The sequence below is a fragment of the Chryseobacterium sp. FG46 genome (assembly GCF_057809135.1).
In genome coordinates this window covers 1-11,200 of the sequence record NZ_JBMDJJ010000055.1, presented here as the reverse complement: position 1 = coordinate 11,200, position 11,200 = coordinate 1, and the positions used below count along the sequence as shown (strand labels likewise).

Here is an 11,200-nt window from a genome sequence, read left to right as displayed (position 1 = left end):
TAAATAACAATAAATGTATAAAACTAGAAATAATTGTGTCCACACGATAGTCCGAAAGAGGGGAATGCCAAGCATTCAATAACTATTTGTACCTTAAATAAAAATAAGCCAAAGAATTATCTTTGGCTTATTTTGTATCATGTATATACTATATTATCCGACTTTTTCGGACATTTATTTTTTTAGTGAGCTTCGTTTCCGTCAACTCCGTGAGCGTGGCCATGTGCCAATTCTTCTTCTGTTGCAGGACGGGTGTTTAAAACTTCCACCTGGAAATCTAAAACTTTACCTGCCATTGGGTGGTTAAGGTCTGCTACTACAACTTCCGGAGTAATTTCTACTACAAAAGCCTGGAAGTTATTCCCTTGGTTATCTGATAAAGGTAAAATAGCTCCTACAGGTGGAAGTCCTGATTCGTTGAACATTTCCACTGGTAATTGTGCAATAGCATCCGGTTGTCTTTCACCATAAGCTTCCTCAGGCTGAATCGTAAAGGCAGCTGTATCTCCAGCTTTCAAACCAAGGATATTTTGTTCAAATTTTGGAATCATCATTCCCACACCATACAAAAATGTAAGCGGATTTTCTGTTGTTGTTTCTTCTACAAGAATCTTACTTCCATCTGGTTCGATAGTGTGAAGTATATACTTTACAGCTACAACGTGATTGTTTTCGATTGTCATATTTTTTCTTTTTTTCGTGATGTTGTTTCACGATTAATGATACAAATATACTCTTTTTGAAATGATTTAATGAACCTGAAAGCCGGGAGATGGAAGAAGGAAGCTATGAAAGACATAAAGAAAAACAGATCTCCTTTTCTCAACCTTTATTTTTTTCTACCCTCCTCTCTCTTTTTCTGTCTCAGGACAAAAAGATACAGGCTTTCTACTTTTGTTCTTGCCCACGGTGTTTTCCGCAGAAATTTCAGGGAAGAGTTTATACTTGGGTTGTCTGTAAAACATTTTATATTGATCTGTTCGCCAAGCCTTTCAAAACCTTGATAGTATTCTACAAGTTCTTCAAGGATAGCATCCAGTCTTTTTCCGTGTAAAGGATCTTTGGACTGTTGTTCCATCTTTTTTTTACAAAATTAATTTATTATAAGTTTATATAAAAATCCACATCCCTCTTCCCTTTTTGTTTCTTATTTTTGAAGAAGCTATTTTTCACCCATAAAAATGATCTGTTACCAAGCATGAGCAAAAATAACGAAGCAAACAGGAAAAAAAACAAAAAGAAAATTGATCAGAAAAAACGTAAAATACAGAATGCAGAATCAGAACGGAAAGCAAGATTAAAACAGATCCGGGAAGATTTCAAAGCAAGAGAAGCTGACAATAAACTATAAATTGTTTTTATCTGAAGTAAGGGAAACCTTATTTATTAAAATTAAGTATTCTCTATCTTTACATCGTAATATCTGCAAATTAATTTTCTGCAAAACAAGTTGAAAATTATACTGCATACTCTTTTTAATTCTCAAATTTAAATTATGAAAATCCTCCACACTGCCGACTGGCATTTGGGTAAACGCCTCGATCGTTTTTCAAGACTGGAAGAACAGGTTCTGGTGATGAATGAAATTGTTCAGATTGCTGACGAACAAAACGTTGATATGGTTTTAATTGCCGGTGATCTCTTTGATAATTTCAATCCAGGTGTAGAGGCTGCTGAACTTTTTTATAAAACCTTAAAACGTTTATCCCTGAACGGAAAACGCCCTGTGATTGCTATTTCCGGTAATCATGATTCTCCCAGCTTAATCAATGCTCCCGATCCTCTGGCAAGGGAATGCGGAATTATTTTAATAGGCCATCCTAAAGCGGAGATCACACCTTTTGGTACAGAATATTTTAACATTACCCATTCCAAAGAAGGTTTTATCGAGCTGAAAATTGAGGGGATAAATTTTCCGGTAAGAATTCTCCACACACCTTTTGCGAATGAAATCCGGTTAAAGGAATATTTTGGTGAAAATAAAGAGGAAGAAATCAACAAGGTTCTTTCACAGACATGGAAAAATCTTGCGGATCAGTTCTGTGATGATACCGGAGTGAATCTTCTGACGGCTCATTTGTACATGAATAAAAGAGGTGCGGAAATTCTGGAAGAGCCGGAAGGAGAAAAACCGATTAAGATTGGGAATGCAGATCTGATTTTTTCTGACAGTATTCCTGAGCAGATTCAGTATACGGCGCTGGGCCATCTCCATGCTTTCCAGAATATCGGAACCAAGGAAAAGCCTGTTATTTATTCATCTTCTCCTCTGTGCTACAGTTTCAGTGAAGCCGGACAAAAGAAGTATGTTTCCATTATTGATGCAGAACCTGGAAAAGCAGTTTCCTACGGGAAGAAACTCTTGGAAAGCGGCAGAGCTTTGGTCAGAAAAACATTTACCTCCATTGAAGATACTGTACAATGGCTGGGTGAAAATCCAAATACATTTATTGAACTTACGCTGGAAAGTGAAACTTTTTTAACAGCTGATGAAAGAAGGTTAATTTATCAGTCTCACAACGGAATTGTTCACCTTATTCCAAAAGTCAGAAATCTGGAATTGGGAGAAAACCCAACCCATGAAATCAATTTAAGCCAGGATATTGATTTATTATTCAAAGATTATTTTAAATCTAAAAATGGCGGGCAGGAAGCCAATGAAGAACTGATGAATTTGTTTAACGAAATTTTAAATGCATAAGCCATGATCCCTGTAAAATTAACGATCGAAGGACTTTACTCATACCAGGAACGCCAGACGATTGATTTCAGAAATCTTACCGAAGCGGGTCTGTTTGGGATTTTCGGGGCGGTGGGTTCCGGAAAATCTTCGGTTCTGGAAGCCATTTCGTTTGCTTTATATGGGGAAACGGAACGTCTGAATATGCGTGATAAAAGGGCTTACAACATGATGAATTTAAAATCAAACAGTTCTTATATAGAATTTGATTTTGTGAATTATGAGAATAAGCTTTTTCGTGCTACCCGAGATTTTAAGCGGAATTCCAAAAAATTCGAAGAAGTAAAGCCTAACGCGGTTACATTTTATGAAAATATCATTGGCAAATGGATGCCTCTGGATCACTCCAATGCGGAATCTATTATCGGGTTAAGCTATTCCAACTTCAAAAGAACCATCATTATTCCCCAGGGACAGTTCAAAGAATTCCTTGAATTGGGTGCTGCAGAAAGAACAAATATGATGAAGGAGATCTTTAATCTTCAGAAATTTGACCTTCAGAACAATGTTTCCACACTCAATGTAAAAAACAGATCCGAACTGGATCAGCTGGAAGGACAGTTAAAAGGATTTGAAGAAATCAATGAAGAGAAAATTAAACTTCAGAAAGAACAGTTGGCTGAAGAGCAGAAACTCCTCTCAGAATCCAATGAAAAACTGGAGAAGGTTTCCCAAACGTATCAACAGCTGAAAAACTTAAAAAGCGACTTTGACAGTTTACAGCAGAATAAGGAAAAATTCAGCAAACTTTCTGAAGAAAAGTCCCAGATGGATGCTCTGGAAGCACAGGCAGAATTATACGACCGTACTTTCAGGCTTTTCAAGCCTTTAATTATTGAGAAAGATAAGCTTTCAAAAGAGATTGCTGCGAAACAAAACGAAAAAGGACAGCAAGTTAAAGCATGGCAGGAAACTGAAAAGACTTTTACGATCGTAAAGGAACAGCTTACGTCTCTTGAGCCGAAGTTTAAAGCATTGGAGCAATCCAGAATTCAGGAAAATGATCTGAGCCTCATCATTCAGGTCCTGAAATTTTCTGAAGAAATCAAAGTTCTGAATGAAAGAACTCAGAAAGGTTCTGAAAAGGTAAAAGAAGTAGACCTCAATAAAGAAAAAATTCAAAAGAAAATTGATGAGCTTTCGACACAAATAAAAATTTTAAAAGAACAAAAGCTTGATTCTGCTTTGCTTTCTGAAGTGGGCCACTGGTTTATCCAGCAAAAAAACTTAAAAAAATCACTTCAGGAACAAACCGAAAAGATTGAGAAAAATCAAAAACAGATCGGAGAAATTACAGAAGAATTAAAACCTTTTGCTTATACCGAAAATTATAAAGAAGATTTCAGAAGCAAAAAAGAAACTTTAGAAACAAAGAAAAAGGAACTTTCCCAAAAACTGGATCATCTCAAAATACAAAAAGAACTTTCCCGTTTTGCCAGTGAGCTTCATGATGGTGAAAACTGCCCTCTTTGCGGTTCTAAAGAGCATCCGCATATTGTGGAATTTCATGATGTGAATACTGAGCTACAGGACATTCAGGAGAAAATAACATCCGTAGAACAAGAAATAACGGCTCTTCAAAAACAGGAAGCAGAGGTTGACAAAATTCTGGACCGTAAAAAAATCTTTGAGGAACAGCTTCTTTCGGAACAAAAAATTGTCCTTCAGATTCAGAAGGATATTGAAAATCATCTGCTGAATTTCACCTGGAAACAATTTGATTCCAACCAGGAAGAGGAATTTGAGAAAAAACGTTCAGATTCGTTTACGCTGGAGAAAAAGATTGAAGAAACGGAACGTACTATAACAGCTGAAAGGGAACATATTGACAGAGAAACCAAAACGCTGGAAAAATATAAGCACGCCCTGGAAGTTTTCCGTCTGGAAGAAGTTTCTAAGCAGGAGCAAATCAATATCAGCCGTTCCGGCCTTAAAATTCTCGACTGGAATCTGTATGCTCAAAAGGAAATAAAAGAGATTGAGGAATCTTATCAAAAACTTGTACAATCTAATAAAGAGACTGAAGAAAATTACCGGAAGGCGGTAGAACAGGAAAAAATTCTTTCTCCAAAACTGGCAGAGCAAAAAGCAATTGTCAGCCAGTCTGAAAAACAAATTACAGAACTTGAGAAGGAAATTTCCGGTAATGAAGAGGCGATTGCCAAAGCTTTGGCAGATCAAAATTTCACAGCATTTAAAGAAGTTGAGAATATTTTACTGCAGGAGATCAATATTCAGCTGGTGAGAGCCAAAGTTCAGCATTTCAAAGTTGAATTTGAAGCTTTAAAGAAATTCATCGCAGAGCTGGAATTAAAACTGAAAGGTCTTTCATTCGATAACGAAAAGTTTTCTCTCGCTGAACAGCAGTTCGTTGAAGCACAGAATGAGCAGAAAAAAATCAGTGATTCCGTAGTCACAAAAACCGCAGAAATAGACAGGCTGGAAAAAGAGTTTGTGAAAAAAGAAACCCTTTTAAAAGAACTGGCAAAGCTTCAGAAGCGTTCAGAAAATTTAAAAATTATGATGAACCTGTTTAAAGGTGCAGGTTTTGTACAATATGTTTCGTCTATTTACCTGAGACAGCTTTGTGATCATGCCAATGTCCGTTTTCACAGGATGACGAGAAATCAGCTGAGTCTTCAGCTTAATGAGAATAATGATTTTGAAATCATTGACTACCTCAACGAAGGGAAAAGCAGAAGTGTAAAAACGCTTTCCGGAGGACAGGCCTTTCAGGTATCCTTGAGTCTGGCGCTGGCACTGGCAGAAAGCGTTCAGGCCAATGCGCAGGCCGAAAAGAATTTTTTCTTTATTGATGAAGGTTTCGGAACGCAGGATACGGAATCCGTGAATATCGTTTTTGAAACCCTTACTAATCTGATGAAAGAAAACAGGATTGTGGGTATTATTTCGCACGTTGAAGAACTGAAAGAAAAGATTCCTACAGCTCTTAATATTATCAAGGATGAAGAAAGAGGAAGTCTGATTGAGATTGTTTAATACCAGATTTACAACTACAAAAGCCACAAAAGATATGTTCTTTTGTGGCTTTTGCTATCAATAAACTTCCCTGTTACAGTCCTTTTATAACGGGTTTTACTTCTTTTCCAAATAATTCAATAGATTTCATCATCACATCATGAGCAGGATCTCCCACATCCATGTGCCCGATAAATCTTGTAATTCCGAAAATTTCCTTCATGTAAGCAATCTTATCTGCTACTTCTGCGGGACTGCCGATAAACAATGCACCGTCTTTGCTTCTTCCTCCATCATACTGCGCTTTTGTGTAAGGAGCCCATCCCCGGGAAGCTCCTATCCTATCCATCTGAGATTTATAATTATGGAAATATCCATCCGCTACTTTTTGATCGTCACTTACAAAAGTATGGGAGTGAATTGCAATCTGCATTTTTGAAACATCGTGTCCCGCTTTTTGGTATTCCTGCTTATAGAATTCAATCAGATTTTTAAACTGGATTGGCATTCCTCCGATGATGGCTACCACTAAAGGCATTCCAAGCTGCGCTGCGCTTAATACAGACTGCGGAGTTCCTCCAACAGCTCTCCAGATGGAAAGTTTTCCATCATTTTTTGCTCTTGGATAAACGGTCTGGTTCTGCATAGGAGCACGAAGTTTTCCGGACCAGCTTACGTTTTCTTCAGTATTGATTTTCAGTAATAATTCTAATTTTTCGTCAAATAGCTGTTCATAGTCATTCAATGAATAGCCATATAACGGAAAGGATTCGATGAAACTTCCGCGTCCCACAAATATCTCTGCTCTTCCGTCTGAAATTAAATCCAGCGTTGAAAAATCTTCATATACCTTAACCGGTTCCGAAGAGCTCAAAACAGTAACTCCACTGGCCAGTTTTATATTTTTTGTAATACTTGCTGCTGCTGCCAAAACGATTTCCGGAGAAGAAACAGCATAATCCGGACGGTGGTGTTCTCCCATTGCGAAAACATCTATTCCTACCTCATCCATGAATTTTACCTGATCCAGTATTTCGCGGATCTTAATTCCTGCATCTCTATATTTTCCGGTAGACTGGTCTAAAGCCAGGTCCCCGAACATTCCTATTCCTAATTCCATATTGTTGATTTTAGTCATACAAAATTACTGCTATGAAAAATCAAAAACATTGATGTTTGTTAAGATCGAAAAGTTACTTTTTTAAAACACAAATAACACTAATGTATCACTAATAACACGAAAGTGTCATTGCAAACAAAACGAAGCAATCTCAATCAAGTTATACAATAACATTAAGGTAATATCAAAAAAAATCCAGCCTTCTCGCTGGATTGTAATATTATTTTTTCAAATATAGATCAAAATAATCTGTTATTTTCTGCATCAGATGAACCCTGTCTTTCCCGATCACATTATGCGGATGCCCCGGATAGGTAAAGTAATCCAGCTGAACACCATTATCCACAGCAGATTTGATGAATTTAATAGAATGCTGCCATACGACTACATCATCCTGTGCTCCATGGATCATCAGTAATTTTCCTTTCAGATTCTGAACTTTATCCAGAAGATTAGCTGTTGCATATCCCTGTGGATTTTCCTGTGGAGTATCCATATATCTTTCGCCGTACATGATTTCATACATGCTCCAGTCAATTACAGGTCCTCCTGCTACTCCTACTTTGAATACATCCGGTTTACGAAGCATAAAACTTGTTGTCATAAATCCTCCGAAGCTCCATCCATGGATTCCCATTTTGTCTCCATCTACATAAGGAAGAGATTTTAAGTATTCCACCCCTTTCATCTGATCGTTCATTTCTGTAGTTCCCAGATTTCTGAATACAGCCTGCTCAAACCTCATTCCACGGTTAGAAGAACCTCTTCCGTCCATTGTGAAAATGATGTAACCGTTCTGAGCCATATATTCATACCAAAGGTTTCCTGAAGCCGGGAAGCTGTTTGTGATCAGCTGTAAGTGTGGCCCGTTGTACAGATAAACAATAGTTGGGTATTTTTTATTAGGATCAAAATTGGTAGGAAGAATGATCTTTCCGTACAAAGGAGTTCCGTCGTCAGCCTTTAATGTTACATTTTTAATTTCCGGTCTCTGGTAATTCTTTAATGGATTTTCAGAAGTAAGGATATTTGTAGATTTTAAATTGGCTGTATTGATAATGTTGGCAACTCTTGGTGAATTGGCATTGCTGTAAGCATCATACAGATAATTTCCGTCACTGCTCAAAGTTCCGATGTGCATTCCTTCTGCATCGTCCAGCCTTTGCATTTTGAAGTTAGTCCAGTTGATTCTGTACAAATGCCTTTCCAAAGGAGTTTCTTTTGTTGATGTAAAGTAGATCTCCTTTTTCTTTTCATTGAATCCTAAAATATCAGTTACCAGCCAATCTCCTTTTGTAATCTGAGCTACCAGTCCTTTTTCAAGACTATAATGGAACAAATGATTATATCCTGTTCTCTGGCTCTGCCAAATGAAATCTGTGTTAGAGTTCGGAAAGAAAGTAAGCGGATGCTGTGGCTCCACATATTTACTGTCTGTTTCTTCGAATAAAGTTTTCACCAATTCTCCTGTAGCGGCATCATACTGATTCATTTTCATATGATTCTGGCCTCTGTTCAGTACCCCTACAAAGATATATTTTGAATCCGGGCTCCATGTAACGGCCGTCAGATACTGATCTTTTTCACCTTCCACTTTTAAGAAAGTAGTAGATTGATTTTTAATATTGAAAACCCCTAATGTCACCTGATGAGAAGTCTGGCCAGCCATTGGGTATTTAATATTGTGGTTTACAGCAGGCGTTACAGACCAGTCGATGATCGGATAATCTGCTACCATACTCTGATCCATTTTATAGAAAGCTACGCTCTCCGAATTCGGAGCAGGGAAAATTCCGGTATCAATTCCGAATTCATTTCTGTGAACCGCCTGTCCGCTAATGATATTTTCATTGCTCTCATTGGTTACAGCAATCGTTTTTCCGTTCCTGTTTACAAATAAATTATTCTTTGCTGTGAAGGCAAAAGTCTGACCGTCAGCAAACATTTTCACATTCGCAGCATCCTCATCAATGGCAGCTGTACTTTTAATTTTCCAGTTGTTTCCTGATTTTTCAATCCACGACATTTTACCCCCTGTAGTAAAATACCCATTGGAATTTCCTGTAAATTTAATGGGTGGAACAGCTTTAAGCTTATCATTGGAAAGGTTTCTGTTCAGTTGGCTCAATGAAATCAGCGTATCCTGCTTATTCGTTTTCAAATCTGTAATCAGATAACCGCCTTTCACTGCCTGGATGTAAGATTTTCCGTCTGCCGCCCATGAAAACTGGGAAATATTTTTCACGGCAAGGTTGGTTCTCATTCCATTGACAGCCTCCGCCATGGTAAATTTCTGGGTCTGGGCAAATGCTGAACTGCCTAAAACCATCATCAATAAAGAAAATTTATGTAATTTCATTGGATAAAATTGAATCCATCAAAAATAAGAAATAAAAATCAATCGTTAAGAAACGTTAAATTAAAACATTCATAAAATGGAATTCATACATTAAAAGAAACTATTTCTTAACTTAATAATAAAATTTTGACCTACCCCTTTTAGTAATAATAGCTTCGACAGGCTCAGCCTGACAACGCTCAAAAATTTCGACTGGTATTCGGATTGTTAACCTGAGCCTGTCGAAGGGTCATCAATAAGAAAATCTTTGTTAATTATTAATTAAAGGGATAGGTCAATAAAATTTTTAAAGGCATTATTAGGATAGGTGAATGATGGATCGTGAATGATCAATCCGCTGCGCTTGTCAGTTTTTAATTATTGGAAAGGTATAATATTCACCATTCACTTGCGAAGCAAAATTGATGATTAACAAAAAAATCTCATTTCTTATCCTATATCAATGACTTGTATAGGTACGCTGTCCTAAATTTGCATCATTAATAACAAACAAAAAATACAAAATACAATGGCAACAAAATGGATTTTAGACCCTACGCATAGTGAAATTACTTTCAAAGTAAAACATATGATGATCTCTAACGTAAAAGGAAGCTTCAGAACTTTCACCGCTGAGATTGAATCTGAAGACGAATTCTTTGCAAATGCAAAAACTACCGCTACGATCCAGACGGATTCTGTGTTCACCAACAATACAGACAGAGATAACCACTTAAAGTCTGCAGAGTTCTTCAATGCTGAAGTACATCCTACCATCACTTTTGAATCTCAGGCATTAAATAATTCTATCGTTGGAAATCTTACCATCAACGGAATTACAAAACCTGTAAATCTTGATGTAGATTTCGGAGGAATCAATGTAGACCCATGGGGAAATACAAAAGCAGGTTTCTCTTTTGAAGGAAAAATCAGCAGAAAAGACTTCGGATTAAACTGGAATGCAGCTCTTGAAGCAGGAGGTGTAATGGTAAGCGATGATGTAAAAGTAGCTGGTGAATTACAGTTTGTAAAACAGGCATAGTAAATAACATATATTTTAAAAGGTTCAGGGATTTGTCTAAAAGCCTTGGACCTTTTATTTTTTATAATCTTCAATATTTATGAACCTCAACGATCTTCAAAATATAAGCAACGGTTTTAAAAGCACACAGAGAATGCCTGTTTTATTTCTTGGACATGGTTCACCAATGAATGCCATTGAAGAGAATCAATTTGTACAGGGTTTCCGGAAAGCTGCTTCAGAAATTCCTAAACCTAATGCAATTCTTTGTATTTCTGCCCACTGGTATACAGACGGAACTTTTGTAACAGCTATGGATATGCCGAAAACCATTCATGATTTTTATGGCTTTCCAAAAGCCCTTTTTGATGTGCAATACCCTGCTCCCGGCAGTCCGGAACTGGCCAAAGAAACTGCAGAATTACTTCTTCCTGTAGATGTGGAAGAAGATCACAGCTGGGGACTGGATCATGGTGCATGGTCGGTTATCAAACATATGTACCCCGAGGCAGATATTCCTGTTATCCAGCTGAGTATCGATCACACAAAACCTCCTCAGTATCATTATGATCTTGCAAAAAAGCTGAATAAACTTCGTGAAAAGGGCATCCTGATTATCGGAAGCGGAAATATTGTTCATAATCTCCGCCTTATCGACTGGAAAAATATAAATACAGTGGGAGCCGGCTGGGACTGGGCAGTGGAAGCCAGAGAAAAAACCAACAACTGGCTTCTGGATGGAAATTTTCAGAATATTATTGATTATCAGAAACAGGGAACTTTCTTACAATATGCTGTTCCTACGCCTGATCATTATCTTCCTTTATTGTACACTTTAGGGTTGAAAGATCAATCCGAAGAACTTGCCTTATTTAACGACGAGCTTATCGGCGGATCATTAAGTATGACAAGTGTAAGGATCGGATAGCCATCTCTATATTAAAAACAAAAAAGAAGCCGTCTCATTTTCCTTGAGGCGGTTTTTGTTTATAAACTGTCAAT

At 37.3% G+C, this 11,200-nt stretch carries 9 protein-coding genes; 5 read left to right on the top strand and 4 right to left on the bottom strand.

The genetic code is table 11. From position 1 onward, the window contains the following. Window positions 1-182: 182 nt before the first annotated feature. Both ACODR7_RS21190 and ACODR7_RS21185 read right to left on the bottom strand, forming a co-directional pair. A complete protein-coding gene (locus ACODR7_RS21190; protein ID WP_076597149.1) occupies window positions 183-683 on the bottom strand; it encodes an FKBP-type peptidyl-prolyl cis-trans isomerase in 501 nt (166 codons plus the stop codon). A gap of 146 nt (window positions 684-829) precedes the next feature. Then, entirely contained in the window at window positions 830-1,078 is a 249-nt protein-coding gene (locus tag ACODR7_RS21185) for a VF530 family protein (RefSeq protein ID WP_488842217.1), read from the bottom strand. A gap of 120 nt (window positions 1,079-1,198) precedes the next feature. Here ACODR7_RS21185 and ACODR7_RS21180 point away from each other — a divergent pair, with 120 nt between their 5' ends. The 3 genes from ACODR7_RS21180 to ACODR7_RS21170 all read left to right on the top strand — a co-directional run bounded on the left by ACODR7_RS21180 (window position 1,199) and on the right by ACODR7_RS21170 (window position 5,740). Continuing rightward, window positions 1,199-1,351, top strand: a complete 153-nt coding sequence (locus ACODR7_RS21180; RefSeq protein ID WP_168801912.1) for a hypothetical protein — start codon at window positions 1,199-1,201, stop codon at window positions 1,349-1,351. Between the two features lie 144 nt (window positions 1,352-1,495). Continuing rightward, complete coding sequence (locus ACODR7_RS21175; RefSeq protein ID WP_488842215.1) at window positions 1,496-2,701, top strand: metallophosphoesterase family protein; 1,206 nt, start codon at window positions 1,496-1,498, stop codon at window positions 2,699-2,701. Window positions 2,702-2,704: 3 nt separating this feature from the next. Then, a complete protein-coding gene (locus ACODR7_RS21170) occupies window positions 2,705-5,740 on the top strand; it encodes an AAA family ATPase (RefSeq protein WP_488842214.1) in 3,036 nt (1,011 codons plus the stop codon). A gap of 73 nt (window positions 5,741-5,813) precedes the next feature. Here ACODR7_RS21170 and ACODR7_RS21165 read toward each other — a convergent pair whose 3' ends face one another. Both ACODR7_RS21165 and ACODR7_RS21160 read right to left on the bottom strand, forming a co-directional pair. Further along, on the bottom strand, window positions 5,814-6,839 hold the full coding sequence (locus ACODR7_RS21165) for an LLM class flavin-dependent oxidoreductase (RefSeq protein ID WP_488842212.1): 1,026 nt from the start codon (window positions 6,837-6,839) through the stop codon (window positions 5,814-5,816). Between the two features lie 220 nt (window positions 6,840-7,059). Next, window positions 7,060-9,198 carry a S9 family peptidase gene (locus tag ACODR7_RS21160; RefSeq protein WP_488842211.1) on the bottom strand — a complete coding sequence of 713 codons (2,139 nt, stop codon included), beginning with the start codon at window positions 9,196-9,198 and terminating at the stop codon, window positions 7,060-7,062. 508 nt (window positions 9,199-9,706) lie between these two features. On the opposite strand from ACODR7_RS21160, the gene ACODR7_RS21155 reads away from it, so the two are divergent. Both ACODR7_RS21155 and ygiD read left to right on the top strand, forming a co-directional pair. Continuing rightward, the gene (locus ACODR7_RS21155) at window positions 9,707-10,219 is read left to right on the top strand and encodes a YceI family protein (RefSeq protein ID WP_062675631.1); all 513 of its coding nucleotides are present in this window, start codon (window positions 9,707-9,709) and stop codon (window positions 10,217-10,219) included. A gap of 79 nt (window positions 10,220-10,298) precedes the next feature. Next, complete coding sequence (gene ygiD / locus ACODR7_RS21150; RefSeq protein ID WP_488842209.1) at window positions 10,299-11,126, top strand: 4,5-DOPA-extradiol-dioxygenase; 828 nt, start codon at window positions 10,299-10,301, stop codon at window positions 11,124-11,126. The last annotated feature ends 74 nt before the right edge of the window (window positions 11,127-11,200 follow it).

What these genes read in the sequence shown, in the direction of transcription:
- ACODR7_RS21190 (WP_076597149.1), bottom strand. Translation starts at nt 683, where the DNA reads ATGACAATCGAAAACAATCACGTTGTAGCTGTAAAGTATATACTTCAC.
- ACODR7_RS21185 (WP_488842217.1), bottom strand. Translation starts at nt 1,078, where the DNA reads ATGGAACAACAGTCCAAAGATCCTTTACACGGAAAAAGACTGGATGCT.
- ACODR7_RS21180 (WP_168801912.1), top strand. Translation starts at nt 1,199, where the DNA reads ATGAGCAAAAATAACGAAGCAAACAGGAAAAAAAACAAAAAGAAAATT.
- ACODR7_RS21175 (WP_488842215.1), top strand. Translation starts at nt 1,496, where the DNA reads ATGAAAATCCTCCACACTGCCGACTGGCATTTGGGTAAACGCCTCGAT.
- ACODR7_RS21170 (WP_488842214.1), top strand. Translation starts at nt 2,705, where the DNA reads ATGATCCCTGTAAAATTAACGATCGAAGGACTTTACTCATACCAGGAA.
- ACODR7_RS21165 (WP_488842212.1), bottom strand. Translation starts at nt 6,839, where the DNA reads ATGGAATTAGGAATAGGAATGTTCGGGGACCTGGCTTTAGACCAGTCT.
- ACODR7_RS21160 (WP_488842211.1), bottom strand. Translation starts at nt 9,198, where the DNA reads ATGAAATTACATAAATTTTCTTTATTGATGATGGTTTTAGGCAGTTCA.
- ACODR7_RS21155 (WP_062675631.1), top strand. Translation starts at nt 9,707, where the DNA reads ATGGCAACAAAATGGATTTTAGACCCTACGCATAGTGAAATTACTTTC.
- ygiD (WP_488842209.1), top strand. Translation starts at nt 10,299, where the DNA reads ATGAACCTCAACGATCTTCAAAATATAAGCAACGGTTTTAAAAGCACA.